General features: G+C 49.6%; 45 protein-coding genes. 5 read left to right on the top strand and 40 right to left on the bottom strand.

Going from position 1 to position 25,350, the window contains the following annotated elements:
- Window positions 1-8: 8 nt before the first annotated feature.
- The 38 genes from ACS5WU_RS05610 to ACS5WU_RS05425 form a co-directional block, all read right to left on the bottom strand.
- Window positions 9-494, bottom strand: a complete 486-nt coding sequence (locus ACS5WU_RS05610; RefSeq protein ID WP_046444740.1) for a GNAT family N-acetyltransferase — start codon at window positions 492-494, stop codon at window positions 9-11.
- Window positions 495-515: 21 nt separating this feature from the next.
- Entirely contained in the window at window positions 516-1,247 is a 732-nt protein-coding gene (gene truA, locus ACS5WU_RS05605; protein ID WP_302760651.1) for a tRNA pseudouridine(38-40) synthase TruA, read from the bottom strand.
- Window positions 1,248-1,258: 11 nt separating this feature from the next.
- Window positions 1,259-2,053 carry an energy-coupling factor transporter transmembrane component T family protein gene (locus ACS5WU_RS05600; protein ID WP_046444738.1) on the bottom strand — a complete coding sequence of 265 codons (795 nt, stop codon included), beginning with the start codon at window positions 2,051-2,053 and terminating at the stop codon, window positions 1,259-1,261.
- The gene (locus ACS5WU_RS05595) at window positions 2,047-2,907 is read right to left on the bottom strand and encodes an energy-coupling factor transporter ATPase (protein WP_046444737.1); all 861 of its coding nucleotides are present in this window, start codon (window positions 2,905-2,907) and stop codon (window positions 2,047-2,049) included. Before ACS5WU_RS05595 ends, ACS5WU_RS05600 begins: the two co-directional genes overlap by 7 nt.
- A complete protein-coding gene (locus ACS5WU_RS05590; protein ID WP_046444736.1) occupies window positions 2,895-3,734 on the bottom strand; it encodes an energy-coupling factor transporter ATPase in 840 nt (279 codons plus the stop codon). Before ACS5WU_RS05590 ends, ACS5WU_RS05595 begins: the two co-directional genes overlap by 13 nt.
- Before the next feature lie 98 nt (window positions 3,735-3,832).
- A complete protein-coding gene (rplQ, locus tag ACS5WU_RS05585; RefSeq protein ID WP_046444735.1) occupies window positions 3,833-4,321 on the bottom strand; it encodes a 50S ribosomal protein L17 in 489 nt (162 codons plus the stop codon).
- Window positions 4,322-4,358: 37 nt separating this feature from the next.
- Entirely contained in the window at window positions 4,359-5,303 is a 945-nt protein-coding gene (locus ACS5WU_RS05580) for a DNA-directed RNA polymerase subunit alpha (protein ID WP_046444734.1), read from the bottom strand.
- Window positions 5,304-5,415: 112 nt separating this feature from the next.
- A complete protein-coding gene (gene rpsD, locus ACS5WU_RS05575) occupies window positions 5,416-6,042 on the bottom strand; it encodes a 30S ribosomal protein S4 (protein WP_046444733.1) in 627 nt (208 codons plus the stop codon).
- Between the two features lie 14 nt (window positions 6,043-6,056).
- Entirely contained in the window at window positions 6,057-6,452 is a 396-nt protein-coding gene (gene rpsK, locus ACS5WU_RS05570) for a 30S ribosomal protein S11 (protein ID WP_046444732.1), read from the bottom strand.
- 14 nt (window positions 6,453-6,466) lie between these two features.
- Complete coding sequence (rpsM, locus tag ACS5WU_RS05565; protein ID WP_046444731.1) at window positions 6,467-6,835, bottom strand: 30S ribosomal protein S13; 369 nt, start codon at window positions 6,833-6,835, stop codon at window positions 6,467-6,469.
- Between the two features lie 180 nt (window positions 6,836-7,015).
- A complete protein-coding gene (gene rpmJ / locus ACS5WU_RS05560; protein WP_046444730.1) occupies window positions 7,016-7,129 on the bottom strand; it encodes a 50S ribosomal protein L36 in 114 nt (37 codons plus the stop codon).
- A gap of 53 nt (window positions 7,130-7,182) precedes the next feature.
- Complete coding sequence (gene infA / locus ACS5WU_RS05555) at window positions 7,183-7,404, bottom strand: translation initiation factor IF-1 (protein ID WP_046444729.1); 222 nt, start codon at window positions 7,402-7,404, stop codon at window positions 7,183-7,185.
- Window positions 7,405-7,406: 2 nt separating this feature from the next.
- The gene (locus ACS5WU_RS05550; protein ID WP_046444728.1) at window positions 7,407-7,697 is read right to left on the bottom strand and encodes a KOW domain-containing RNA-binding protein; all 291 of its coding nucleotides are present in this window, start codon (window positions 7,695-7,697) and stop codon (window positions 7,407-7,409) included.
- Window positions 7,698-7,719: 22 nt separating this feature from the next.
- Window positions 7,720-8,469 (bottom strand): type I methionyl aminopeptidase, encoded by a 750-nt coding sequence (gene map, locus ACS5WU_RS05545; protein WP_046444727.1) that lies wholly within the window; start codon window positions 8,467-8,469, stop codon window positions 7,720-7,722.
- On the bottom strand, window positions 8,466-9,089 hold the full coding sequence (locus ACS5WU_RS05540) for an adenylate kinase (RefSeq protein WP_330697079.1): 624 nt from the start codon (window positions 9,087-9,089) through the stop codon (window positions 8,466-8,468). The genes map and ACS5WU_RS05540 overlap by 4 nt, the downstream gene beginning before the upstream one ends.
- A gap of 216 nt (window positions 9,090-9,305) precedes the next feature.
- The gene (gene secY, locus ACS5WU_RS05535; protein WP_059109075.1) at window positions 9,306-10,568 is read right to left on the bottom strand and encodes a preprotein translocase subunit SecY; all 1,263 of its coding nucleotides are present in this window, start codon (window positions 10,566-10,568) and stop codon (window positions 9,306-9,308) included.
- Window positions 10,568-11,008 carry a 50S ribosomal protein L15 gene (gene rplO, locus ACS5WU_RS05530; protein WP_046443481.1) on the bottom strand — a complete coding sequence of 147 codons (441 nt, stop codon included), beginning with the start codon at window positions 11,006-11,008 and terminating at the stop codon, window positions 10,568-10,570. Before rplO ends, secY begins: the two co-directional genes overlap by 1 nt.
- Before the next feature lie 11 nt (window positions 11,009-11,019).
- Window positions 11,020-11,199, bottom strand: coding sequence for a 50S ribosomal protein L30 (gene rpmD / locus ACS5WU_RS05525; RefSeq protein WP_046443482.1), 180 nt, complete (start codon window positions 11,197-11,199; stop codon window positions 11,020-11,022).
- 11 nt (window positions 11,200-11,210) lie between these two features.
- A complete protein-coding gene (rpsE, locus tag ACS5WU_RS05520) occupies window positions 11,211-11,717 on the bottom strand; it encodes a 30S ribosomal protein S5 (protein WP_046443483.1) in 507 nt (168 codons plus the stop codon).
- A gap of 15 nt (window positions 11,718-11,732) precedes the next feature.
- Window positions 11,733-12,101 (bottom strand): 50S ribosomal protein L18, encoded by a 369-nt coding sequence (gene rplR / locus ACS5WU_RS05515; protein ID WP_046443484.1) that lies wholly within the window; start codon window positions 12,099-12,101, stop codon window positions 11,733-11,735.
- 18 nt (window positions 12,102-12,119) lie between these two features.
- Entirely contained in the window at window positions 12,120-12,656 is a 537-nt protein-coding gene (gene rplF / locus ACS5WU_RS05510) for a 50S ribosomal protein L6 (RefSeq protein WP_046443485.1), read from the bottom strand.
- Between the two features lie 15 nt (window positions 12,657-12,671).
- The gene (rpsH, locus tag ACS5WU_RS05505) at window positions 12,672-13,070 is read right to left on the bottom strand and encodes a 30S ribosomal protein S8 (protein WP_046443486.1); all 399 of its coding nucleotides are present in this window, start codon (window positions 13,068-13,070) and stop codon (window positions 12,672-12,674) included.
- A 119-nt stretch (window positions 13,071-13,189) separates the two neighbouring features.
- Complete coding sequence (locus ACS5WU_RS05500; protein WP_082103459.1) at window positions 13,190-13,375, bottom strand: type Z 30S ribosomal protein S14; 186 nt, start codon at window positions 13,373-13,375, stop codon at window positions 13,190-13,192.
- 18 nt (window positions 13,376-13,393) lie between these two features.
- Window positions 13,394-13,933 (bottom strand): 50S ribosomal protein L5, encoded by a 540-nt coding sequence (rplE, locus tag ACS5WU_RS05495; protein ID WP_046443487.1) that lies wholly within the window; start codon window positions 13,931-13,933, stop codon window positions 13,394-13,396.
- A gap of 23 nt (window positions 13,934-13,956) precedes the next feature.
- A complete protein-coding gene (gene rplX / locus ACS5WU_RS05490; RefSeq protein WP_330379211.1) occupies window positions 13,957-14,262 on the bottom strand; it encodes a 50S ribosomal protein L24 in 306 nt (101 codons plus the stop codon).
- A 22-nt stretch (window positions 14,263-14,284) separates the two neighbouring features.
- On the bottom strand, window positions 14,285-14,653 hold the full coding sequence (gene rplN / locus ACS5WU_RS05485; RefSeq protein ID WP_046443489.1) for a 50S ribosomal protein L14: 369 nt from the start codon (window positions 14,651-14,653) through the stop codon (window positions 14,285-14,287).
- A gap of 51 nt (window positions 14,654-14,704) precedes the next feature.
- Complete coding sequence (gene rpsQ, locus ACS5WU_RS05480) at window positions 14,705-14,968, bottom strand: 30S ribosomal protein S17 (protein WP_046443490.1); 264 nt, start codon at window positions 14,966-14,968, stop codon at window positions 14,705-14,707.
- A 20-nt stretch (window positions 14,969-14,988) separates the two neighbouring features.
- Window positions 14,989-15,198: a 50S ribosomal protein L29 gene (gene rpmC, locus ACS5WU_RS05475; protein WP_046443491.1), complete on the bottom strand. Its 210-nt coding sequence runs from the start codon at window positions 15,196-15,198 to the stop codon at window positions 14,989-14,991.
- Complete coding sequence (gene rplP, locus ACS5WU_RS05470) at window positions 15,188-15,631, bottom strand: 50S ribosomal protein L16 (protein ID WP_046443492.1); 444 nt, start codon at window positions 15,629-15,631, stop codon at window positions 15,188-15,190. The genes rpmC and rplP overlap by 11 nt, the downstream gene beginning before the upstream one ends.
- Window positions 15,609-16,310, bottom strand: a complete 702-nt coding sequence (gene rpsC / locus ACS5WU_RS05465) for a 30S ribosomal protein S3 (RefSeq protein WP_046443493.1) — start codon at window positions 16,308-16,310, stop codon at window positions 15,609-15,611. The genes rplP and rpsC overlap by 23 nt, the downstream gene beginning before the upstream one ends.
- Before the next feature lie 11 nt (window positions 16,311-16,321).
- On the bottom strand, window positions 16,322-16,708 hold the full coding sequence (gene rplV / locus ACS5WU_RS05460) for a 50S ribosomal protein L22 (protein ID WP_046443494.1): 387 nt from the start codon (window positions 16,706-16,708) through the stop codon (window positions 16,322-16,324).
- Window positions 16,709-16,729: 21 nt separating this feature from the next.
- Window positions 16,730-17,002, bottom strand: a complete 273-nt coding sequence (rpsS, locus tag ACS5WU_RS05455; RefSeq protein WP_046443495.1) for a 30S ribosomal protein S19 — start codon at window positions 17,000-17,002, stop codon at window positions 16,730-16,732.
- A 22-nt stretch (window positions 17,003-17,024) separates the two neighbouring features.
- Window positions 17,025-17,858: a 50S ribosomal protein L2 gene (gene rplB / locus ACS5WU_RS05450; RefSeq protein ID WP_046443496.1), complete on the bottom strand. Its 834-nt coding sequence runs from the start codon at window positions 17,856-17,858 to the stop codon at window positions 17,025-17,027.
- A gap of 24 nt (window positions 17,859-17,882) precedes the next feature.
- Window positions 17,883-18,179: a 50S ribosomal protein L23 gene (gene rplW, locus ACS5WU_RS05445; RefSeq protein ID WP_046443497.1), complete on the bottom strand. Its 297-nt coding sequence runs from the start codon at window positions 18,177-18,179 to the stop codon at window positions 17,883-17,885.
- Window positions 18,179-18,799, bottom strand: a complete 621-nt coding sequence (gene rplD, locus ACS5WU_RS05440) for a 50S ribosomal protein L4 (RefSeq protein ID WP_046443498.1) — start codon at window positions 18,797-18,799, stop codon at window positions 18,179-18,181. The genes rplW and rplD overlap by 1 nt, the downstream gene beginning before the upstream one ends.
- Before the next feature lie 27 nt (window positions 18,800-18,826).
- Complete coding sequence (rplC, locus tag ACS5WU_RS05435) at window positions 18,827-19,456, bottom strand: 50S ribosomal protein L3 (RefSeq protein ID WP_046443499.1); 630 nt, start codon at window positions 19,454-19,456, stop codon at window positions 18,827-18,829.
- 27 nt (window positions 19,457-19,483) lie between these two features.
- Window positions 19,484-19,792 (bottom strand): 30S ribosomal protein S10, encoded by a 309-nt coding sequence (rpsJ, locus tag ACS5WU_RS05430; RefSeq protein WP_046443500.1) that lies wholly within the window; start codon window positions 19,790-19,792, stop codon window positions 19,484-19,486.
- Window positions 19,741-19,986, bottom strand: a complete 246-nt coding sequence (locus tag ACS5WU_RS05425) for a hypothetical protein (protein WP_160295613.1) — start codon at window positions 19,984-19,986, stop codon at window positions 19,741-19,743. Before ACS5WU_RS05425 ends, rpsJ begins: the two co-directional genes overlap by 52 nt.
- 236 nt (window positions 19,987-20,222) lie before the next feature.
- Between ACS5WU_RS05425 and ACS5WU_RS05420 the strand changes: the two genes are divergently transcribed.
- The 3 genes from ACS5WU_RS05420 to ACS5WU_RS05410 all read left to right on the top strand — a co-directional run bounded on the left by ACS5WU_RS05420 (window position 20,223) and on the right by ACS5WU_RS05410 (window position 22,487).
- Window positions 20,223-20,588 (top strand): DUF134 domain-containing protein, encoded by a 366-nt coding sequence (locus ACS5WU_RS05420; protein WP_302760535.1) that lies wholly within the window; start codon window positions 20,223-20,225, stop codon window positions 20,586-20,588.
- 71 nt (window positions 20,589-20,659) lie between these two features.
- Window positions 20,660-21,016, top strand: coding sequence for a NifB/NifX family molybdenum-iron cluster-binding protein (locus tag ACS5WU_RS05415; RefSeq protein WP_046443502.1), 357 nt, complete (start codon window positions 20,660-20,662; stop codon window positions 21,014-21,016).
- A 178-nt stretch (window positions 21,017-21,194) separates the two neighbouring features.
- Window positions 21,195-22,487: a hypothetical protein gene (locus tag ACS5WU_RS05410; RefSeq protein WP_302760536.1), complete on the top strand. Its 1,293-nt coding sequence runs from the start codon at window positions 21,195-21,197 to the stop codon at window positions 22,485-22,487.
- A 58-nt stretch (window positions 22,488-22,545) separates the two neighbouring features.
- Here the strand turns inward: ACS5WU_RS05410 and ACS5WU_RS05405 are convergent, their stop codons facing one another.
- Window positions 22,546-22,818 (bottom strand): hypothetical protein, encoded by a 273-nt coding sequence (locus ACS5WU_RS05405; protein ID WP_046443504.1) that lies wholly within the window; start codon window positions 22,816-22,818, stop codon window positions 22,546-22,548.
- 256 nt (window positions 22,819-23,074) lie between these two features.
- On the opposite strand from ACS5WU_RS05405, the gene ACS5WU_RS05400 reads away from it, so the two are divergent.
- Both ACS5WU_RS05400 and ACS5WU_RS05395 read left to right on the top strand, forming a co-directional pair.
- Window positions 23,075-23,407: a helix-turn-helix domain-containing protein gene (locus tag ACS5WU_RS05400; RefSeq protein ID WP_052740448.1), complete on the top strand. Its 333-nt coding sequence runs from the start codon at window positions 23,075-23,077 to the stop codon at window positions 23,405-23,407.
- Between the two features lie 527 nt (window positions 23,408-23,934).
- Window positions 23,935-24,735 carry a ZIP family metal transporter gene (locus ACS5WU_RS05395; protein ID WP_046443505.1) on the top strand — a complete coding sequence of 267 codons (801 nt, stop codon included), beginning with the start codon at window positions 23,935-23,937 and terminating at the stop codon, window positions 24,733-24,735.
- A gap of 78 nt (window positions 24,736-24,813) precedes the next feature.
- On the opposite strand, the gene ACS5WU_RS05390 is transcribed toward ACS5WU_RS05395, so the two are convergent.
- The gene (locus ACS5WU_RS05390; protein WP_046443506.1) at window positions 24,814-25,251 is read right to left on the bottom strand and encodes a hypothetical protein; all 438 of its coding nucleotides are present in this window, start codon (window positions 25,249-25,251) and stop codon (window positions 24,814-24,816) included.
- Between the last annotated feature and the right edge of the window lie 99 nt (window positions 25,252-25,350).

Here is a 25,350-nt window from a genome sequence, read left to right as displayed (position 1 = left end):
GTTTTATATTACAGCTCAATATAAAACAGAACGATATCCTCATAGCTTCCGTCCTTCATCAGAAAGCCGCCTTTTACTGTGCCGATCACATCGAAGCCAAGCTTTTTATACAGCCTGATTGCAGCCGTATTGGATGCGACCACAGCATTGAACTGCAGGATTCGAAAGCCCAGTTCTCTGCCTTGAAGCAGACAGTCCCTGACCAGCTGTTCACCGATGTGCAGGCCGCGGCAGCCATCCTTTACAGCGTAGGAAGCATTGGCGATGTGCCCGCAGCGTCCGACGTTATTGGGATGGAGGATATACAGCCCCACGATCTCTCCAAAACGCTCCGCCACACCGGTGTAAGACTGTGCGGCAAAAAACTGCTCCGCTTCCGCTTCGCCCATGGGCTCCATCTGGGGGAATGCGTTTGCTGCCTCAACCACACGATTCCATATTTCTGTCATTTCTGTCAGGTCCTGCCGCCTGTATTTACGAACTGTAACTTCCATTTTCTTTCCCCAACATAGCGCTCAATAAAAAACTTCTACCAAAAACAGTCCCTGTGCCTGCGCTGTCGCTCCCGCGAGCGTCCTGTCCTTTCGTTCGATTGCCGCCCCTACCTGCTGTGGTTCCATCTTTCCCTTGCCAACGGCAATAAGCGTCCCTGCAATGATCCGCACCATATTATACAAAAATCCGCTTCCATAAACATCGATATGGATATACTCGCCATGCTTTTCCACCTGCACACGCTCCACAGTACGCACCGTTCCCTTGATGTCCGTACCCGCCGCGCAGAAGGCCGAAAAATCATGCGTGCCTTCGATATATTTTGCAGCCTTCTGCATGCTCCGGAGCTCGAGCGGCACCGGCACATTCATGCAATAAAGCCTGCTTAAGGCGCTCTTCTGCCTGACATTATGGATGATATAACGGTAATGCTTGCCCTTGGCGCAAAAACGCGCATGAAAATCCCCATCCGCCTCAAAAGACCTTTTGATGCGGATATCTTCCGGCAGCAGCACATTTAACACATAAGAAAACTTATCTGCGGGAATATCCGTCTCCGCATCGAAATGCGCGACCTGGCAAAGCGCATGTACGCCCGCGTCCGTCCTTCCTGAAGCGTGGACGGCTGTTTGGGTTCCAAGCGTTTTTTCCAGCGCCTCCTCTATTTTCTGCTGAATGCTGACGCCGTTCTTTTGTATCTGCCAGCCGCAGTAATTTGTCCCGTCATATTCAATGTGCAGAACGACTCTCAAGCTTTTCTCTCCTATAAAAAAACCATCATCAATACGCACGACGCCGTGCAGATAACGAGCGACCACAGGTCGATACGTCCAAGCCTGAGGGTTTTCATTTTTGTCCTGCCAATATCGCCGCGGTAACAACGGCTTTCCATGGCAAGCGCAAGCTCATCCGCACGCTTGAATGCTCCCACAAAAAGCGGCACAAGAAGCGGGATCATGTTTTTGGCTTTTTTCAGGAGATTACCGCTGTCAAACTCAGCTCCACGCGCTGTCTGCGCTTTCATAATACGGTCTGTTTCCTCTACGAGCGTAGGGATAAAGCGCATGGCGATGCTCATCATCATCGCCATTTCATGGACTGGGAATTTAATCTTTTTCAGTGGCTTCAGCAGGCTCTCCATCCCGTCTGTCAGCTGCATTGGCGACGTTGTAAGCGTTAAAAGGCTGGTTGCGATAATAAGCAGCAGCAGCCTGATTGCAATAAAGATGGCTTTCTCGATCCCCTGCACGGAAATATGCAGGATTCCCCATTCCCAAAGAATTGTTTCGCCTGTGTAAAAGAAAATATTGAGTAAAAACGTAAATATAATAATAAATAATAGCGGTTTGATGCTTCGCAGGATCGTTCGGACGCCAACCCTGGAAAGTGCAATGATGATTCCAAACAGGATCGCCAGCGCCAGAAATCCATAGTAGGTACGTACCACAAATACGGCTACCAGGAATAGAATGGCAATTAAAATTTTTGTGCGCGGGTCCAGTCTGTGGACGACCGTATCGCCCGGAAAGTACTGGCCCAATGTAATGTTTTTCAGCATTTGCCGCCCTCTTTATAATGGTTCATGATATACGAAACCAATTCGTCTTTTTTGATAATGTCATCCGGCGCATTCCAGCCGCGCTGTTTTAGCAGGTACGCCGCCGTACGCGCCTCGCTTGCCCCCAACCCTATTTCACGGAGCCTATCAAGGTCTGAGAAGACCTCCTTTGGCGTGCCGTCCGCATAAATCTCGCCATGCTCCATAGCGATGATACGCGAAGCGTAATCGCACAGTCCGTCCATATTATGCGATATCATCAGAATCGTGGTTCCCTCGTTGTTGAGCCTTTTGATCAGCTCCATAAACTGCTCACGCCCCACAGGATCAAGCCCTGCAATCGGCTCATCGAGGATCAGTATGCCCGGTTTCATGGCCAATACGCCAGCGATTGCAACCTTGCGCTTTTGTCCCCCGGAGAGATCGAAGGGAGACGACTCTTTGATTTGCTCCGGCTCAAAGCCAACAAGGCGCAACGCATCGTCTACCGACTGGTTTACTTCATCCTCGCTCATGCCTACCTTTGTCGGCCCAAACGCAACGTCTTTGCCGACGTTTTCTTCGAAAAGCTGGTATTCCGGATACTGGAATACCACTCCTACCGTCCGGCGCAGCTTTTTGCGGTCATAGCCGGAGGCATTGATATCCTCACCATTGATCTCGACTGTCCCGCTCGTCGGTTTCAACAGCCCGGCAATCTGCTGGGTAAGCGTGGACTTTCCGCAGCCTGTGTGTCCGATTATCCCCACAAACTCCCCATCTTCCACACGCAGGTTGATACCCTTCAGCGCATGGACCTCAAAGGGCGTTCCTGTCATATAATAATAGTTTAAATCTTTGATTACAAGCGGCATAATTCATCCACCAATTCATGCAGCGTGACCGGGCATACGCCAAGGTCAATCCCATTCTTTTTCAGATCCTGATACACCTGTGTTGCCAGCGGCGGCATCAGGCCCGCCTCATCGAGTTTTTCCTGGTGTGAAAACACCTCGCGCGGTATACCCTCGTCAGTAATAATGCCGTCGGTCATTACAAATACCTTGTCTGCTTCCGAGGCCTCTTCCATATAATGTGTGATCAGGATGATCGTCTTTCCCTCTTCTTTGTTGAGATACTTGATCGTATCCATGACTTCTTTGCGTCCCTGTGGATCGAGCATCGCCGTAGGTTCGTCAAACACGACGATGTCCGGGTGCATTGCAAGTACGCCTGCAATCGCAACCCGCTGCTTCTGTCCGCCGGAAAGCATATGTGGCGCACGTTTTTCAAAGCCTGTCATGCCAACCGCCCCGAGCGCCTCCTGTACGCGTTCCTGGATTTCTTCCTGCGGCACGCCGAGGTTCTCCGGGCCAAATGCGACGTCCTCCTCCACAATGGTGGAAACAATCTGGTTATCCGGATTCTGGAACACCATACCCGCATTCCTGCGGATGTCCCACACATTTTTCTCATCGGACGCGTCGAGCCCCACTACAAAAAGCGTGCCTTCCTGCGCCTTCAAAAGCACATTGATATGTTTTGCAAACGTTGATTTCCCGCTTCCGTTATGCCCAAGCACCGCCACAAACTGGCCCTTTTCCACAGTGACCGAAACGCCCCTGAGCGCATCTTTTGGCTTTTCGCCTTCCATAACGGGGTAGGAATATTTTAAGTTTTTCGCATCGATGATGTTCGACATACTACCAATCCTTTTGTACTCCCGGGAAACCAAAAGAAGGAACTTAAGACACCTCTTTAAGTTCCCCCTCCCAAATTCTTACTTTGCGGTGTGCGTTATTACACCAACTCCAAAATGACAACCTCCGCCGCGTCTCCGCGTCTCGGTCCCTTTTTGATGATGCGTGAATAACCGCCGCCCTGCCCTTTGTCCTTTGCACGCTGTGCGTACTTGGGAGCGATATCGCGGAACAATTTCTCCACAACCGGCATATTTACGTCACCTGTACGTTTCCTGTAATCGTATTTGCTTTCCTTTTCCTGCTTTTTCTCAGGAACGTTATACAAATATGAAATAATCGCACGGCGTACAGCCAGCTTTTCCGGCGAGTCGTTGACAACCTTTGTTTTCGTGCCGTCGATCGTCTTTTCTACCTCTACCGTATTGTCATATTGCCTGATTGCTTTTGTAATCAGCTTTTCCGCAATTCTCTGCGTTTCTTTCGCACGCATCATTGTCGTTTCTATCTTGCCGTTCCAAAGCAGCGAAGTCACAAGGCCGCGAAGCATCGCTTTTCTCTGGTCGGAAGGTCTGCCTAATTTTCTCATAGCGTTTTTATACCTCCGTACATTTTGTTACAGAAAATCAGTCTTCCTTGCGCAGCGAAAGCCCCAGGGCCTCCAGCTTCTGCTGAACTTCTTCCAGTGATTTTTTGCCCAGGTTACGCACTTTCATCATTTCCTCTTCGTCGCGCATAATAAGCTCTTCCACTGTGTTGATCCCCGCACGCTTCAAGCAGTTGTAGGAGCGTACCGAAAGATCCAGTTCCTCGATCGTGATTTCCAGTATTTTTTCTTTTTTGTCTTCTTCTTTTTCCACCATGATTTCCACGTCGCTTACGTGATCTGTCAGGTTGATGAACTGCGATAAATATTCGCTCATGATTTTCGCAGCCAAAGAAGTTGCTTCATCGGCATTGATGCTGCCGTTTGTCCAGACTTCAAGTGTCAATTTGTCAAAATCGGTGATCTGTCCGACACGCGTATTCTCTACTGCAAAATTTACCTTTGTTACAGGAGTGAACAGCGAATCCATCGGAACCTCGCCGATCGGCGTATTCGCGTCTTTATTCTTATCCGCAAGGACATAGCCTCTGCCTTTTTCCAGCATAATCTCCATATAGAGATTTGCCGACTTATCGATCGTCGCGATGTGGAGGTCTGGATTGATAATTTCCACTTCGGAATCCGTTTCGATATCTGCGGCAGTGACATCCTTGGGGCCTTTTGCATTGATAATCAGCTTCTTGGGCTCATCCGTATACATTTTCGCACACAGGCCCTTTAAATTCAGCACGATATTCGTTACATCTTCATGTACGCCCTCAATGGTGGAGAATTCGTGCAATACGCCGTCTATCTTTACGCTTGTTACTGCAACGCCGGGCAGACTAGACATAAGGATACGTCTCAAAGAATTGCCGAGCGTCGTTCCAAAGCCTCTTTCGAGCGGCTCCATGACAAACTTGGCATACTTCTTGTCTTCACTCATGCTGACGCATTCTATGTTTGGTCTTTCTATCTCAAGCATATTGTAACCTCCCTTAAGAATGAGCTACGCGCACGCGCCCATAACGCGTGCAGGTAACCTGATACTGCGTAATAAGCAGTCTGGGATACACAAGGTGTATACCGGGATCTCATTATTTGGAATACAACTCGACGATGAGATGCTCCTCGATCGTGAGGTCGATGTCGTCTCTTTCAGGCAGGGCAACTACCTTGCCGGTAAGCGTAGCGACGTCAAATTCCAACCATTTCGGAAGACCTTTACCGCCCTCTTCCTTGAGCGTTTTGAAGTACTCCTGCGAAGCGGATTTCTGAGCTACCGTAATCACATCCCCGGCTTCCACCAAGTAGGACGGAATATCAACCTTGTGCCCATTTACCAGGATATGACCGTGCATAACGAGCTGGCGCGCCTGTGCACGGCTGTCGCCGATGCCAAGGCGGAAGCACACGTTATCAAGACGGCGTTCCAGTAATTGCAGCAGGTTCTCGCCCGCTTTACCCTTCATTTTTGCAGCAATATCAAAATATTTTCTAAACTGGCTTTCCAAAATACCGTATGCGCGTTTTACCTTCTGTTTTTCACGAAGCTGCGTACCATATTCAGACATCTTTCCATGTCTTCCTGCTCCATGCTGTCCCGGAGCGTTGGGGCGCAGTGTGTAAGCGCACTTCTGGGAGTAGCATTTATCTCCCTTCAGGAAGAGCTTTGCTCCTTCCCTGCGGCATAGGCGGCAAACCGGTCCTGTATATCTAGCCATAATTCGTTACCTCCTTATACCCTTCTGCGTTTTGGCGGACGGCATCCGTTGTGCGGAATGGGCGTCACGTCTTTGATCAGCGTTACTTCAAGTCCTGCTGTCTGCAGTGCGCGGATCGCGGCTTCCCTGCCGCTGCCCGGGCCTTTTACAAAAACTTCTACAAACTTAAGACCATGCTCCATTGCGGCCCTTGCAGCCGTTTCGGAAGCAACCTGTGCAGCAAAAGGTGTGCTCTTTTTGGAACCACGGAAGCCCATTGCCCCGGAGCTCGCCTGCGAAAGAGCATTTCCCTGCATATCTGTCATTGTAACAATCGTATTGTTAAAGGAAGAACGAATATGCGCCTGGCCTTTTTCAATGTTCTTCTTTTCTCTGCGTCTTCTGGACACTTTTTTCTTAGGTGCAGCCATTTACGAATTCCTCCTTACTTTTTCTTACCGGCAACTGTTCTCTTCGGTCCCTTGCGGGTACGAGCATTCTGCTTCGTGCTCTGACCGCGAACAGGCAGGCCTTTTCTATGACGGATGCCGCGATAGCAACCGATTTCCATCAGGCGCTTGATGTTAAGAGATACTTCTCTTCTCAGGTCGCCTTCTACTTTAATGTTTTTGTCGATATATTCCCTGATTTTGGAAAGATCGTTCTCATCGAGGTCTTTCACTCTGATGTCAGGATTTACATTTGTCTCAGATAAAATCCGCTGAGAGGTTCTCAGGCCGATCCCATAAATGTATGTGAGGCCAATCTCTACGCGTTTGTCTCTGGGCAAGTCTACGCCAGCAATACGTGCCATACTTTTTTAAACACCTCCGTGAATTATAAGCGGGTTCGCCGCTGCTACTTTTTTGTTTTTCCAAAAATGATGATAACTGGTTAATTATACCACATTATCTGTGTTATATAAAGCTTATACGTAATATTCGCACACACTTTTCGCGTTGCAAATCAGCCGCTCGTATAAACGTTATTTTCCTTAGCCCTGTTTCTGCTTATGCTTTACGTTCGGGCAGATTACCATTACTTTCCCTTTTCTCTTGATGATTTTGCATTTTTCGCAAATGGGTTTTACCGATGGTCTTACTTTCATCTTAAAAGCCTCCTCTTTTTCTTGCAATTATATAACGCACACGGCCTTTTGGCTTACGCCTTTCCACGCCATGTGATCCTGCCTCTTGTGAGGTCGTAGGGTGAGAGTTCCACTGTCACTTTGTCGCCGGGCAATATGCGGATATAGTGCATACGCAGTTTCCCGGAGATATGCGCCAGTACTTTGTGTCCGTTTTCAAGCTCTACTTCAAATGAAGCGTTTGGATAGGTATCTGTTACGGTTCCTTCCACTTCGATTACGTCGCTTTTAGACAAATTCACTCCTCCTTCTGTGATTCCATTGCGTTCTTAAGCGCGCTTCTCAGCTCCGCGTCGAACACCTTTTTCCCTTGTGTGAGCTTTTCCTGAATGTTTTCAAGAACCATTGGCTGTAAATCCAGGTGCTTAAGCTTCTTTTTCTTTGGCTTTGCAAGCCGTCTCAGGCCGCCGTCGGCAATGAGCACATACGGGCTGTCTATCACTCCCACGATCAGGAACGCACGTCCTTTGTCCCTGCCTGATCTGCTGAGCACGACTCTGCCTATTTCCACGGGGTTGTTATTTGACATATATATCCCACGCTTTTCTTATTTACGGCGCTGTAAGGATTTCAGGCCCGTTTTCTGTGATCGCTACGGTGTTTTCATAGTGGGCGGCCATACTGCCGTCCGCGGTCTTCACCAGCCATCCGTCATCCGTCCACTTGATCCGGTCCGATCCCAAAGTCACCATTGGCTCTATGGCGAGCACCATGCCCACCTCAAGCCGTGGATTCGGCCCGCGGAACGTATAATTCGGGATTTCCGGCGATTCGTGCATTTCACGCCCGATCCCATGGCCCACAAGCTCCCTTACAATTCCCATATCGTTTGCAAGAATTACTTCTTCAACCGCCCTGCTGATGTCTTTGAGGCGGTTTCCTTCGCGCGCCTGCTTTGCTCCTGCAAAGAAGCTTTCGCGCGTTACGTCGATCAGCTTTTGCTCGGTCGGCGTAATATCTCCCACCGCCACGGTGCGCGCCATATCCGACTGCCAGCCGGAGAGTATTGCGCCCATATCGACACTGAGGATATCGCCGTCCTTCAGAATCTCCTTGTCCGACGGGATGCCGTGCACCACGCCATCGTTGACCGAGGTACAGATGTTCCCCGGGAAGCCCTGGTATCCTTTGAAGGAGGGAATTGCTCCCGCATCCTCCAGATACTGCGCTACGATCCTGTCAAGCTGTCCGGTCGATACGCCCGGGCGAACCTGCGCAAGCAGTTCCTGCATACAGTTGTATAACAGCCGCCCGGACTCGCGCATCAGCGCGATCTCCTGCGGCGATTTGATATTGATCATATTTTTTTCAGTATCTCACAGATATAAGCCGCTTCTTCGTCGATGGGCATTGTCCCGTCTACGTTGCTGACTTTTCCGCGTTTTGCGTAAAAATCAATGAGCGGCGCTGTCTGCCCCTCATAAACTCTGAAACGCTCACGAACCGTCTCTTCGTTATCGTCTGCACGCGTTATGAGCGTGCCATTGCATTTATCGCACTTTTCAGATGCGTGGCTTTTTGTGCTGTATACCGCGCCGCAGTCCGGGCATACCCTTCGTGCAAGCACACGGTTTACGATTACCTGAACGTCAACCTCAAGGTTTACAACCGCATCAATCGAAGCGATTTGGTCAAGCGCTTCCGCCTGAGCGACCGTTCTTGGAAATCCATCCAGCAGCACGCCTTCCTTTGCATCATCCTGCTTCATACGCTGGCCCATCATATCAATGATCACCTGATCCGGCACCAGAGCGCCTTTATCGATATAGGACTTTGCCAGCGTTCCAAGCTCGCTTCCCGCTTTCATCTCAGCACGCAGCATATCGCCGGTGGAGATGTGGGCGAGCTTCATTTCTTTGCCGACTATTTCAGCCATTGTGCCTTTTCCCGATCCGGGAGGGCCCAAGAAAATCACGTTCATGGTAATTCCCTCTCTGCTCTTTTGAGAGCATTATGTCGTATTTGCATAGAGCAAATGAGATGCAGGCAGTAGGATGTTCCCGTTTCCGCTTCGCCTGCGGCTCGCGCGCTCTGCATACCTTCCGCTTGCTGAATGCTCCGCATTCAGAGCGTCAGGCATCACGGACATCCCTTGCCGGGGCAACGTTGGCCGAACCCAAGGTTCGGACGCTGCTCCCTAGTTCAGGAAGCCTTTGTAGTGCCTCATCATCATCTGCGATTCCAGCTGTTTGGTTGTCTCAAGCGCAACATTTACCATGATCAGCAAACTGGTTGCACCGAAGATACTGGTAACGCCCGTCGTAAATGTAAACAGTGACGGAACCGCCGCAACAACCGCAAGGAAAATTGCGCCAAACAGAGTAATTCTGGAAAGTATCTTTGCCAGGTAATCAGACGTGGGCTTGCCCGGCCTGATACCCGGAATAAATCCGCCGTTTTGCTGCAGGTTCTTACTCACATCCACAGGATTGAACGCAATCTGTGAATAGAAATACGAGAAGAACAGAATCAGCAGTGCGTAAATCACACCATAAACGATCGTTCCCGGTCCTGCGTACAGCTGATACCACTGATAGAATCCGCTTTCCGGCCAGAACTGACCGATCATGCCCGGAAGCATCAGGATCGTTACCGCGAAAATCAAAGGCATAACGCCGCTTTGGTTGACCTTCATCGGGATGTGGGTGGACTGTCCGCCGTACATCTTCCTGCCGACAACACGCTTTGCGTACTGCACCGGAATCCTGCGTTCCCCAAGGTCCACAAACGTGATACCAAGGATAATGACAAACGCAAGGCCCGCAACGATCACCACCGACCAGAAGCTCGTCTCCCCGGATACCACTGCGCCGCCAATATTTTGCAGCATATTCGGTACGCGGGAGATAATGCTGATAAAGATCAGCAGGGAGATACCGTTTCCAATACCATGCTCTGTGATCCGCTCGCCGATCCACATGATGAGCGCCGTACCCGCTGTGAGGCAGGCGATGATTGTCACATACGTAAACCAAGTTGCATTCGCTTCAACTGCTTGTGTGCCAAGGCCAAGGAGAATACCAATCGCCTGAACAAGACCAAGGATAACGCCGAGGTATCTTGTAATTGCAGCAATCTTTTTCCTTCCATCGTCGCCTTCCTTGGCGAGACGTTCCAGTCTTGGAATTGCAACCGTCAGAAGATTCATGATGATGGATGCGTTGATATACGGAACGATACCAAGCGCAAAAATCGTCATATTACCAAGCGCACCGCCTGAAAACAAGTTCAGGAATCCAAGCACGTCATAGCTTTCTACCTGGGTTGCAATGAAATCTACATTTACGCCAGGAACCGGAATGAACACACCGATGCGATAGATGAGCAGCATCAGAAGCGTGAACAGAATCTTTTTTCTGATATCCGGCATCTTCCAGGCGTTTGCAATGGTTTTAAACATTATAACACCTCGATACTGCCGCCTGCAGCCGTAATTTTCTGCTCAGCCGTTTTGGTGAACTTTACAGCCTTTACGGTCAGCTTCTTTTTCAGTTCGCCGTTTCCAAGCACCTTGAGTCCGTCACACGCTTTTTTGATCATACCGTTTTCAAGAAGCGTATTTACGTCCACAATCGCACCGTCATCCAGTTTTTCCAAGTCGGAGACATTAACGGTCGCATACTCTTTTGCAAATATATTTGTGAATCCTCTCTTCGGCAAACGCCTTGCAAGCGGCATCTGACCACCTTCGAATCCCGGACGGACACCGCCGCCACTACGGGATTTCTGGCCTTTCTGACCTCTTGCGGAAGTTTTACCAATCCCTGATCCACATCCTCTGCCTACTCTTTTGGGTGACTTTTTCGCACCCTCCACAGGGCCAAGTTCATGTAGTTTCATAGGCTTCCTCCTTATTTTGTCTCTTCAACCGATACAAGATGCTTAACCTTGAACACCATACCCCTGATGGGCGCGTTGTCCGGCCGCACAACTTCCTGACCGATCTTACGCAAACCGAGGGCTTTTACCGTGTCCTTCTGGTTTTGCGCATAGCCAATGGGGCTTTTTACAAGTTTGATCTTTAAGTTCATAATAAGCCTCCTTATTGCAGCTGGTCTACGCTGATGCCGCGCAGGCGTGCAACCTGCTCCGCGCTTCTCAGCTCTCTGAGACCTTCAAGCGTCGCTTTTACACAGTTGATCGGATTGTTTGAGCCCTGTGATTTTGTCCTGATATCTTTGATACCGGCAAGCTCCAGCACCGCACGCGCGGGACCGCCCGCAATAACGCCGGTACCTTCGGCAGCGGGGAGGAGCAGAACTCTTCCACGTCCGAATTTTCCGATTACCTCATGAGGAATCGACGTTCCCTTAAGCGAAACAGTAACCATGTCATGCTTTGCAGCCTGAACAGCTTTCCTGATTGCTTCCGGAATTTCCGTCGCTTTTCCCATGCCAACTCCCACATGGCCGTTTTCGTCACCAACAACGACCAAAGCGGAAAAGCGCATATTACGACCACCCTTAACCGTCTTTGCAACACGGTTGATCGCCACTAATTTTTCTTTTAAGTCAAGAGTACCTGCATCAATCGCTCTATCTTTCTGCAATGTCCGTACCTCCTATCAAAACTTGAGGCCGGCAGCCCTTGCGCCCTGCGCAACCTGAGCTACTCTGCCTGTATAGAGATAACCTCCGCGGTCAAAAACAACTTCGCTGATCCCCGCTGCCGAAGCACGGCGTCCTGCAAGCTCTCCCACCATTTTTGCGGCGTCGGTCTTTGTCGCCTGCTGGCACTTCTCCTTGATTTCAGAATCCATAGAGGAAGCGCTGCAAAGCGTATTGCCAGCGACATCGTCGATAAACTGAACATAAATATTGTTCAGGCTTCTGTAAACATTCATCCGCGGACGGCTTGCCGTTCCGGAAATCTTGTTGCGAATTCTCTGATGGCGCTTTTTTCTAATTTCATTTCTGTCTTTTTTATTAATCATACTGCTCTTACGCCTCCATTACATACCCGTTTTACCAACTTTGCGGCGGATATATTCGCCTTCGTACTTAATGCCCTTGCCCTTATAGGGTTCCGGCGGACGAAGCGAGCGAATATTCGCTGCGCATTGGCCAACTGCCTGTTTATCAATTCCTTTGATGATTACGCTGTTGGGGTTTGGTACCTCAAACGTGATGCCTTCCGGAGCTTCCACTTCTACCGGATGAGAGTACCCAAGGCCAAACACAAGTTTTTTGCCCTGAAGCTGTACCCTGTAGCCGACTCCGACGATCTCCAGATTTTTCTGGAAGCCTTCGGAAACGCCCTTTACCATGTTCGCAAGAAGCGCACGCGTAAGTCCGTGCAGCGCTTTGCTTTCCTTTTGATCGGAATCGCGCGTCAGCACGATCTGCTCGCCTTCCTGCTTGATCGTGATCTTATCACTGAATTTTGCTTTCAATTCGCCATTTTTACCCTTGACAGTCACTTCGTTTCCCGCAGTGGTCACGGTCACGCCGGAGGGTAAATCGATAGGCAATTTTCCTATTCTCGACATTTTCTTAACCTCCAACTACCAAATATAGGCGATTACTTCTCCGCCAACCGCTTCACGGCGCGCCTGCGCGTCTGTGATGATGCCCTTTGACGTAGAGATAATAGCGATTCCAAGACCGTTTAAAACACGGGGCAGCTTGTCGTGCCGCGCATACACCCGAAGGCCCGGCTTGGAAATTTTCTTCAGGCCCGAGATGACTTTTTCGCCGCCCGGTCCGTACTTGAGTTTAATTCTCAGCGTACCCTGTACGCCGTCATCTATAAATTCGCAGCCTTTGATATAGCCCTCCTGGAGCAATATCTGACCAATTGCCTTTTTCATATTGGACGCAGGTACTTCTACAACATCGTGTTTTGCAGTAAGACCGTTACGAATGCGTGTCAGCATATCTGCGACAGAATCTGTTACCGGCATATTGTTTCCTCCTTGTTTTGTCCTCGTGGTTAAGGCTAACGGGGTTCAGGTTTCCCTGCTTTCCGCAGCCCGCCCTGCCGCCGCCGCAATTCGCAGCGCCCGCAAGAGCAATTATTACATTACCAGCTCGCTTTTTTCACACCCGGAATCTGACCGCGGTATGCAAGCTCCCTGAAGCAAACGCGGCAAATGCCGTATTTTCTCAGCACGGAGTGAGGCCTGCCGCAAATACGGCATCTCGTGTAATTACGTGTAGAGAATTTCGAGCCTCTCTGCTGCTTTAAAATCATACTTTTTTTAGCCATGATAACCTTTTTCCTCCCTTAGTGCGCAAATGGCATACCCATCTGGGTTAAGAGCTCTCTTGCTTCTTCATCGGTTTCCGCCGTCGTTACAACGATGATATCCATACCGCGGATCGCGTCTACCTTATCGTACTCGATTTCAGGGAACACAAGCTGCTCCTTGAAACCCATAGCAAAATTGCCCCTGCCGTCAAAGGATTTTGCGGAAAGTCCTCTGAAGTCACGCACACGCGGGATTGCAATGCTGATGAGCTTATCAATAAACTCATACATCCTGTCGCCGCGCAGTGTTACCTTAGCGCCAATCTTCATTCCCTCGCGCAGCTTAAAGTTCGCGACGGATTTCTTTGCATATGTAACCACCGGCTTTTGGCCTGCGATAACCGTTAAATCCTCCACTGCGGAGTCAAGGGCCTTCGGGTTATCTTTTGCTTCACCAAGCCCCATATTGATTACAACTTTTTCGAGCTTGGGTACCTGATTAACGTTTTTGTATTCAAACTTCTGCATCATGGCCGGAACGAGTTCCGCCTTGTATGTATCTTTTAATCTTGGCATATCAGATAATTACCTCCCTTCACTCACAGCGATGCGCCGCATTTTTTGCATACGCGGATCTTTTCGCCATCTTTAACTTCATGCCCTACTCTCGTTGCCTTTGAGCACTTTGGGCATACTACCATTACATTGGATGCGTCAAACGCACCTTCCTGCTTGATGATCCCGCCGGGCGTCGTCTGATTTTTCGGTTTTTTATGCTTTGTCAGCATATTCGTGCCCTCGAGGACAACCTTACCCGCCTTGGGCTCAACCTTCAAAACCTTAGCCTGCTTTCCTTTTTCTTTTCCGGAAATCACAACTGCGGTATCGCCTTTTTTGATTTTCATTGCCATATCTCCCGTGACCTCCTTAAAGAACTTCCGGAGCAAGCGACACGATTTTCATATAATCCCTGTCCCTGAGCTCCCTTGCAACAGGCCCGAAAATACGCGTACCCTTGGGCTGTTTGTTCGCGTCGATAATGACCGCTGCATTTTCATCAAATCTGATATGAGAACCGTCCTGCCTTCTCACTCCTGAAACGGAGCGTACGACAACGGCTTTCACCACGTCTTTTTTCTTAACTACGCCGCCGGGCGTCGCAGTTTTCACAGATGCAATAATCACATCGCCGATGTTGGCTGTCTTTTTAACACTGCCGCCCATCACGCGGATGCACTGGATTATTTTAGCGCCTGAATTGTCTGCAACCTTTAGGCGTGTCTCTGGCTGTATCATCCTGACTCCTCCTTTGCGCGCCTCCTCGCCGAGGGGACGCATCATTCGTCTTTATTTCGCTTTTTCTACAATCTGAACCAGTCGCCATCTCTTGTCTTTTGAAAGCGGTCTTGTTTCCATCAGCTTAACCGTATCGCCCACGCCTGCTTCGTTGTTCTCGTCATGCGCCTTAAGCTTATTTGTATAATTGATGGTTTTACCGTACAAGGGATGCGTTTTCCTGCTCTTTATTGCAACGACAATCGTCTTGTCCATTTTATCGCTCACTACCGTGCCGATTCTCTCTTTGCGGTAACCTCTTGCTTCTTCACTCATCTGAAGACGTCCTCCTTAACTTACTCCGCCACTTTCTGGCTGTTTAGCTCCATTTCCTTTAAAACCGTCTTCACCCTGGCGATGTCCTTCTTCACAAACTGGATGCTGGAAGGATTGTTCAGCTGGCCAGTTGCGAGCTGGAACCGCAGGTTAAAAAACTCAGTTTTCAGATCGCTTAATTTTGCGATCAGCTCATCTTTTGTCATTTCACGCATTTCGTTAGCTTTCATCCTGCTCACCACCTGCCTCGTTATTTAGCTGCTTGATAGCAAACTTGCACTTGATTGGAAGCTTATGCGCCGCACGGGTGAGTGCCGCACGCGCCGTCTCTTCCGAAACGCCCGCCAGCTCGAACATAACCCTGCCCGGCTTTACAACTGCCACCCAGTACTCCGGAGAACCTTTACCGCTGCCCATACGTGTTTCAGCGGGCTTTTCCGTGACCGGCTTATGAGGGAAGATTTTGATCCAAACCTGTCCGCCCCTCTTGATATATCTTGTCATGGCGACACGCGCCGCCTCAATCTGGTTGCTCTTAATCCAGCCCGGCTCCATAGCCACAAGGCCGTAATCACCATAGTTGATCGTATTTCCGCGCAATGCCTTGCCCTTCATACGTCCCCTGAACTGTCTTCTGCGCTTAACCCTTTTTGGCATTAACATTTTTTCTACCTCCTTCCACTGTCGAAGGTTTTGCTCTATCCTTTAAAGGATTCCCTAAAATCTCGCCTTTATAAATCCACACCTTTACGCCAATCTTGCCGTAGGTAGTGTTTGCTTCCGCAAAACCGTAGTCGATGTCCGCCCTGATGGTCTGCAGCGGAATGGAACCTTCATGATACTGCTCAACCCTGGCGATTTCAGCACCGCCCAGGCGTCCGGAGCACATGATCTTAATTCCCTTTGCGCCCGCCTTCATCGTCCTGCCGATGGACTGTTTCATCGCACGGCGGAAAGAAATACGCTTTTCGAGCTGCTGCGCAACGTTTTCTGCAACGAGCTGCGCGTCAACGTCCACTCTTTTTACCTCGATAATATTGACGGCAACGTTTGTGCCTGTGAGCTTCACAAGGTCTTTCTTCAAAATCTCAACGCCTGTGCCGCCCTTGCCAATAACGATACCGGGCTTACCCGTAAAGATATTGACCGAAATTTTCTGAGCTGCACGCTCGATCTCGATTTTCGAGATACCCGCGGCATACAGTTTTTTCTTTAAAAATTTTCTGATTTTATCGTCTTCCACGATGTAATCGGCAAATTTAGACTTTTTTGCTGTCCATCTGGCATCCCAGTCTTTAATAATACCAACCCGAAAACCATGGGGATGTACTTTCTGACCCATCGTATACCTCCTTATTTGACCTGATCCAAGATTATTGTGATGTGGCTCGTTCTCTTACGGATGCGCGACGCCCTGCCCTGAGCACGGGGTCTGAACCGCTTGAGCGTAGGACCCTGGTCTGCGAAAACTTCCGCGACGAACAGCGTATCTGCCGAGAGGTTCATGTTGTTCTCCGCATTGGCGATCGCGGAATTCAGAACCTTGCCGACAGGCTCTGTTGCGCCGTTTGGCGTATTCATCAAAACCGCCTTTGCGTCTGCCACCTGCATACCTCTGATGAGGTCAATAACCGCCTTCACCTTTCGGGAGGAAATGCGAACATATTTCGCAACGGCTTTTGGTCTTCTGTCTTTTTCTTCTTGCCGTTTCGCGGCTTTTTCTCTTTGTCTCGTAGCCATGAATTGTTACCTCCTTCTTGGTTATCTGGACGATTTTTCGCCCGCGTGCCCACGGAACGAACGTGTGGGTGCGAACTCGCCGAGTTTATGTCCGACCATGTCTTCTGTAACATAGACCGGAACGAATTTTCTGCCGTCATGAACGCCGATTGTGTGTCCTACCATATCCGGGAAGATCGTGGAGGGACGCGACCATGTTTTCAGCACTTTCTTTTCGTTCTTTTCATTCATCTCCTGAACGCGCGCCAGAAGCTTTTCATTTATAAATGGTCCCTTTTTTACTGACCTACTCATATCTGCAAATTCACTCCTTCAATTATTTAGCGTTTCTGCGTCTTACGATAAACTTGTCTGACGGGTTTTTCTTCTTGCGAGTCTTATACCCGAGAGCCGGTTTACCCCAAGGTGTCACAGGGCCCGGACGTCCGACAGGTGATTTACCTTCACCACCGCCGTGCGGATGGTCGTTCGGGTTCATAACGCTACCGCGAACTGTGGGACGAACACCCATATGGCGCTTTCTGCCTGCTTTACCGATGTTGATGTTTTCCTGATCCACATTGCCAACCTGGCCGATCGTCGCTTTCGCGCCGATGAGGATCATTCTGACTTCGCCGGAGGGGAGTCTCACCTGAGCGTATCTGCCCTCTTTTGCCATCAGCTGTGCGGCATTGCCTGCGCTTCTTACGAGCTGCGCGCCTTTGCCGGGTTTTACTTCCACATTGTGGATCATCGTGCCGACCGGGATTGCCGAGAGCGGCAATGCGTTGCCGGGCTTGATGTCCGCCTCTGCGCCGGAAACAATCGTGTCTCCCACTTTGAGGCCGACAGGAGCGATGATGTATCTCTTCTCTCCGTCAACGTAATGGAGCAGCGCGATGTTTGCGCTTCTGTTTGGATCGTATTCGATGGTTGCAACCTTAGCCGGCACGCCGTCTTTGTCGCGTTTGAAATCGATGATCCTGTATTTTCTCTTGGCACCGCCGCCCACGTGTCTTACCGTGATCCTGCCGTGCACATTTCTCCCGCCTGATTTCTTGAGCGAAACGAGCAGTGATTTTTCCGGAGTCGTTGATGTAATTTCCTCAAAAGCCGAAACCGACATGAATCTTCTGCCCGGAGAAGTCGGGTTGTATTTCTTAATAGCCATAAATAAGTAACCTCCCTGCCGCGCTTACTGTGCCATGCTTTCGAAGAATTCGATTGTCTTGGATTCTTCGGTGAGCGTCACATAAGCTTTTTTTGTTTCGGGCCTTCTGCCCTCCGTGCGTCCCTGTCTTTTCAGCTTGCCTTCCTTGCGTGAAGTGGTAACCGCTTTTACCTTCACCTCAAAGATTTCTTCTACCGCAGCCTTGATCTGCGTTTTGTTCGCTCCTTTTTCCACTAAAAACGTGTAGGTTTTCTTGGGGATAAGGTCGTAGCTTTTCTCTGAAAGAATGGGTTTAATGATAATATCATGGATATCTTTCATTATGCGTACACCTCCTCGATTGCCTGGATCGCGTCCTTTGTTACGATGAACTTGTCAAAATTCAGGATGTCGTACACGCTCAGCGTGGAAGCCATCGTTGTTTTTACGCCCTGAAGGTTTGCAGCAGCGCGTACAACGTCTTCATCCTTGCCGTTTGTGACGATCAGCGCTTTTCCAGCCTTCAGGCTTTTCAGGATCGTTACCATTTCCTTCGTTTTGGGCGCCTTCATTTTGAGGTCTTCCATCACGATGATATCCTTATCTGCAACTTTCTGTGACAGCGCGGAGCAGATTGCAAGCGCGCGTACTTTCTTGTTGAGCTTCGTGGAATAATCCCTCGGCTTGGGAGCGAATACAACGCCGCCGCCCGCCATTTGGGGTGCGCGAATCGTACCCTGGCGCGCCCGGCCTGTGCCCTTCTGCCTGAAAGGCTTGATGCCGCCGCCGCGCACTTCGCTGCGTGTGAGCGCAGACTGTGTGCCCTGTCTCCTGTTGGCCAGGTGTGCAACCACTGCGTCGTGCATCACTGCTTTATTTATCTCTACGCCGAAGACTTCGTCTTTGAGCTGGATCGTGCCAGCCTCTTTGCCGTCGGTCTTATATACTGATACATTTGGCATAATTACTTCCTCCTTTTCAAAGCGGTCTTAAAGCGACTTAACGCTTTTTTTGATTGTTACAAGGCCGCCCTTGGCACCGGGAACCGCGCCCTTGATTAATATCAGGTTTTTGTCCATATCTACCTTTACGACTTCCAGGTTCTGGATTGTTACCTTATCGAAGCCGCCGCGTCCGGGAAGGCGTTTGCCCTTCATAACTTTACCCGGGGATGCGCACGCGCCCATGGAACCGGGGCGTCTGTGGTATCTGGAACCGTGGCTCATAGGTCCTCTGTGCTGGCCCCAGCGGGCGATTACCCCGAGGAAGCCTTTTCCCTTTGAAATACCGGAAACGTCGATCTTCTCTCCTGCTTCAAAGATATCCGCCTTGATTTCCGCTCCCGCTTCGAGGCCTTCCGCGTCGTCGCCGCGGAACTCGCGCAGGTAACGTGTAGGCGTTGCCTTTACTTTGCCAAAATGACCTTTTAAGGGTTTGTTGACGTTTTTCTCTTTGATGTCTCCAAATCCCACCTGCACTGCATTGTAACCGTCTGACTCTACCGTTTTCTTCTGAACGATAACGCAAGGGCCGGCTTTTACTACTGTTACGGGAACGACTCTGCCGTCTTCTGTGAAGATCTGAGTCATACCGATTTTTTCACCCAGTATAGCTTTCATATCTTTTCCTCCGTCTTATCGCTTGTTTTACAGTTTGATTTCGATGTCCACGCCAGCAGGCAGATCGAGGCGCATGAGCGCGTCTGTTGTCTTAGCGTTTGCTTCGAGTATGTCGATCAAGCGTTTATGTGTTTTGATCTCAAATTGTTCTCTGGAATCCTTATATTTGTGCGTCGCACGCAGGATCGTGATGATCTCCTTCTGCGTGGGAAGCGGCACAGGGCCTGAAATCTTAGCGCCTGTACGTTTTGCCGTATCCACAATTCTCTGAGCGCTCTGATCGATCAGGTTGTGGTCGTAAGCTTTGAGCTTGATTCTAATTCTTTGGCTTGCCATTTGTTTACTCCTCCTTCTGATTCACGGCCTGAGCCGCGTTCGCTGACACACATAGCCGTGTGTGTCGTTTCGCTTTTTTTGGACAGGGCGCGTGTTCCTTTCGCATTCCTGTCCTCTTTTGGAGCGTCCGGATCAACGTCCGGGCGATTGTCGGCGGGAACTATCCGGTGGCTTCCGGTAACCTCTCGCTTCATCCCAAAAAATACGCATATAGCGCAACGTACTAAATTATACAACACCAAACCCGCGATTTCAAGGCTTTTTTTCAACTTTTTTCCGCTTTTTTCAAAAACGGGAAAAATAGTGGTTTTATGAAATATTACGGCACAAGATATGGTAAATGGTATTTTTCGCTTTATTATTGACATATGTTCATAATGTGCTATACTGGTTTCATAAAGAGCATATGCTCATAAAACGAGGGACAGTTATGGCAAGACCAAGAAAATGCAGACGCGTATGCAGTATGCCCGTTCAAAACCGCTTCTCCCCCATCGGCGACGTTTCCCCTTCCGGCGCGGAGCCGCTTGTGATGACTGTGGAGGAATTTGAAACGGTGCGCCTGATCGATTTTGAGAACCTGACACAGGAGGAATGCGCGCAGCGGATGTCTGTGGCCCGTCCTACGGTCCAGAGGATTTATGACGGCGCGCGCAAAAAGCTCGCAGCCTTCCTGGTTGAGGGACGCGCGCTCCGTATTGAAGGCGGGGATTACAAGCTGTGCAGCGAAACGGAACGCCCGTGCGGAGCGCGCGGTTGTCCGCGTCACAGCGGCTGCCCGCGTCATGGCGCATAACCGCCCCAACGAAAAGGCAGGCCTTTTTACAGGCCGAAAAAACATACTATTATATATAAAGGAGAAACACCATGAAAATTGCAGTAGCCAGTGAAGAAAAAAACGTATCCGGACATTTTGGGCATTGCTCAAATTTTAACATCTTTACCACGGAGGGCAAGTCAATCACCAGCAGCGAAAATGTAGTAAGCCCGGGGCACGACCACAACCTGATCGAATTTTTGGCAGACCGCGGAGTAAACGTCATCATTTCCGGTGGTATGGGCGCGGGCGCGCGCGAAAAATTTGATGCAAAGGGCATTGAGATCGTAACGGGAGCACAGGGCGTTGCAAAGGATGCGGCGCAGGCTTTCCTTGACGGTTCGCTCGTCTCAGACGACTCGGTGTGCTGCAGGCATGAACATGCGCACGAATGCCACGAAAAGTAACCCTTCCCTTCCAACCTTGTACAGATCGCCGGACGATACATCCAAAGGATGTGTGCCCGGCGTCTTTTTTACATTAAAATCCTGTCATTTCACGCATTTTCGTTGTTTCCCGTAAAATGCAATGTTAAAATAGTGGTAAGTCTCGAAATATTTTTGATAAAACAATAAGGAGATATTCATGTCGAAACAAAATAATCCGGCGCTCACGCTCGATGCCAATGGAAAGTCATATTTATATGGAAGCCATCTTTCATGCGGCTGCGTGCCACGTTTTACAGTAAGGTTATCCGGGCCGGTGGACGGCAGTGCGCTGCAAAGGGCAGCGGATCACGCGTTGGAGCGCTATCCCCAGATGGCGGTTGGCGTTGCACAGGATAAGAGCAATTACTTTTTCATTCCGATCGACCTGCCTGCGCCCGTATTTGAAGGCAACGGAAGCGTTGTGCGCCGCATGGGTACGGAGGATACCAACGCTTACCTGTTCTGCATTTCCTACGAAGGAAACACCGTCCATGCCGACTGGTTCCATGCGCTCGCCGACGGTCTTGGTTTTATCGTATTTTTGAAAAGCATACTATATTATTATATGAAGGAAACAGGATTGCCCGTTGAAAACGACGGAAGCATCCGCGATGAAAGCACGTCCTTTGAAGAGGAAGAGGCCGAGGATGCGGTTTTAAACAAGTTGCCGGAAAATGGACGAGACGCATATCCAAGGTTTCCCGCTTACCGTGTGCCGGACGTTTCCACCTCAGGAGATCCTGAGGATACTGTGGTACAGATACGCCTTCCCTTCCAGAAGCTGCGCGGCATTGTAAAGGAATACAAGGCAAGCCCCGTCACATTCATCTGTCCGCTGTTTTCAGCGGCGATTTATGAAAAGCATTGCGCTGACGGCGAATACGAAACGCCCATCATTGCGGCGATCCCTGTAAATATGCGGCCCTATTACCCCAGCAAAACAACGCGCAACTTTATTTCCTGTGCGGGGATTCCTTACGACAAAAAGATGAGCGGGCTTTCATTTGAGGCCATTTTGAATATCGAAAAGGGCCTGCTTGATTTCCAGACGCAGGCGCATGAGCTGGCCTACGACGCAAAGAAAAACGCTGTCGAAATTCTCGAGTTACTTGATTCCGACCTGAGCGTTGAGGAAAAGTGCAGGATTATGGCCGAGTCAATCGAGCAGACCTCCGGCCAGACGACCTATATCATCACAAATTTAGGCAAAATTTCCTTTCCGCCCTCTATGGAACCATATATTGAAGAAATTTATCCCTGCCTGCCTACCGCGCTCAATCCGTTCACGCTGGCTGTGGTGTCGTACAATGACGAGCTTGTGATTAACGTCGCACAGCGCCATACGGATACGGATGTATGCGAGCGGTTTATCAACATACTGAACGAACTTGAGATACCCGCGTATATTTCAAAGGTATTCAATTTTCACACCATGCGCTACGGCGCATAAACAGAAAAGAGCGGCTCCATGTGAACCGCTCTTTTTTTGTGTGGCGTTTATCTTCCGGTTATTGACGCTCTTTACCGGCGAGCTTTTTATTGAGGTCCATGAAACATCCTATTTGCTCAAGGTGTGCGGATACATATCCTTTCCTGTAGGCTGTTTCTTTTTGGAGTTTTAAAAGCTGCTCAAAGCTGCTGACCATGATATCAAATTCATTTAAGTGGTAGGACTCCAAAAGCGGACGCACCCTGTCGTGCGCGTTATGGATGACAGAGCACAGGAAACAGTATTTTTTATTTTTGTTATCTTCACAATTTTCGCAATGTTTTCTAAACATAGCACTTTGCTCCCACCGGTATTGGAATATTGAAAAAATAGAAGTAGTATGTTAGAGTAAGAGAATACAAGCAGACGGATGATAGATGTGACAGTCCTCAATCCGTCTGCCTGTGCGAAAGCGTTCCGCCATACCCATACCCTACCCAAAAGTCTGGCGGTTGCTTTTCATTAAGCATAGTATACTTTATATTTATCAAGTAGTCAACAATTATTTTACTTTCTTGCACGAAAGTATTTTATTAGGAGCAGTATCAATGGAAATATCCGAGAGAATATTACTTTTGCTAGAAGAAAATAAGATTACTGCTTACGAGGTAGCCAAAAATTTAGAATTATCTGAAAGTACTTTTAGCAAGTGGAAAAAGCAGCCTACATCAGGAATCAGTATTGAAGCTATTGTTAAAATTGCCGACTATTTTGGGGTGACTTGTGATTACCTTATTCGCGGCGTGGACGATGTTTCAGAAAAAACCCGTCAGGCAATGGCGCTTCTGCCATACAAGGACTTGATTTCTGCTTTCAGAAGCGCAGACAAAAAGTCCCGCAACATCGTCAATACCGCGCTCGACCTTCCAATCGAAAAATAACGTCATTCAATAAATCGAGGGCAGGCATACAAAACGCCGTCCTTCGGAGGCGCGCCGTACAGTTTGAAAACCAAAACCATATACAGCGCTCTGCATCCGCCTGTTAAAACAAATAAATCACAACGAGAAACGGCTTCTCAAGCTCCTCGTTGCGGCATTTTGCACACCTGCCGGCGAGCGTACGAAAAATCCTTGCATTATTGGTTCGTACAGCGCGCGCCTAAATCTTAACCATGCTTGCCAAGGCTGTTTCCGGACATTGCCTGCAGGTGGTTTCTGGAGGGCGCTTTTCCCTGTTACTCATTGCCTCGCGCCCGTAAGCAGAGCGGCGTACCATGTTGAATTTTTTGATTGTACGCCGCGACCACGCAAAGGCAATGCCTGTAACAGCTATTTCAAATCCACAATAGGCACATGGGCATCTGCCGGAAAGCAGCCCCATCCCAAATTTTAATGAAAATTGTTTTGCTTATACTGTTTTTGCTTATCTATGAAAGGTAATATTATTTCAAGGGGGAATTTGTGGCATGACGGAATTGAACCCTATGTTGCTTGCACTTGCAGGCACAGGCGTCACTTTTGCAGCAACCGTAATTGGCTCTGCGGTGGTTTTCTTTTTCCGCGGGGAGATCAATCCAAAAATACAACGGGTATTCCTTGGCTTTGCGGCAGGCATTATGATTGCGGCATCCGTATGGTCATTGCTTATTCCGGGCATCGAAATGGCAGAAGAGCAGGGCGTTATTGGCTGGATTCCTGCTGCGGGCGGGTTTGCGCTCGGCGGCCTGTTTTTATTTGCGCTCGATCACCTGTTGCCCCACCAGCATATTGGCAGCGATAAACCGGAAGGGATTCGCGCTCATCTTGGTAAAAGCACAATGCTTGTTTTTGCCGTAACGCTGCACAACATCCCTGAAGGGCTTGCGGTTGGCCTCGCGTTCGCCGTTGCCGCAGACACGGGCGGCGACGCGGTTACGCTAGCATCTGCGATTGCCCTTGCAATCGGCATGGCGCTGCAAAACATACCGGAAGGCGCGGCAATCTCCCTTCCGCTCAAAAAGGAAGGCCTTTCTAACGGTAAAGCGTTTTTATGGGGTGCGCTGTCCGGCGCGGTGGAACCGATTGCCGCAGTGATCGGCGTGCTGCTCATCGGCTCTATTACCGGAATGATGCCGTGGCTGCTCTCTTTCGCAGCGGGCGCAATGATTTACGTAGTGGTAGAGGAACTGATTCCCGAGGCACATCTGGGCGAACACTCGCATTCCGGCACCGCGGGCGTGATGGTAGGCTTTATCGTCATGATGATTTTGGACGTAGCGCTTGGGTAACACAATACAAAACGAAAAACCGGCAGGCAGGATGCGGCAGCCCAAATGGCTTTTCCTATCCCGCAGGCCGGTTTTTGTTTATTCCGCCTGGTTTTCTATTTTTTCCTTAGACTGATCTGCAATTTGCTGCAGCGTGTCTTCAGGCTTTGTCTGCATGTACGTGTCGATTGACGCAATCATACTGTCGATTCCTTCGTTTTCCGTACTATCTACGCCGTCTTTACCGCTGATCTCCGCAAGCACCGCCGCTGCCGCAGCGCGTTTTTCCTCCTGCGGCGCATTGTTCCACTGCTCCCCTGTCCAAACGAGGTAATTAACCGTCGGTGCGGGGCTTGGCGTAGGAGCCGGCGTGGGCTGCACGGTTTCCGCAGGCGGCGTGCTTTCAGCCATGGCAACGCTTTCAGCAGGCGTGATGCTTGCCGACGGCCCGGTCTGCGGCTGCTCTTGCTGCGCACATCCCATGAGTATTGCGGTACAAACCATTACAGCCATACATATACTGGCAATCTTTTTCATTTTTCATTCCTTTATCAGCATTTTTAACAGAAAAGAATCGTACGCTTTGTTGCGTACGATTCTTTGTGCTCTTACTCTGCTGTTTCTTACTATCCGGTT

The sequence above is a fragment of the Christensenella sp. KGMB01412 genome (assembly GCF_055522415.1).
Note: the sequence above shows the minus strand (reverse complement) of the source record. Positions and strands in the feature narration are given on the sequence as shown.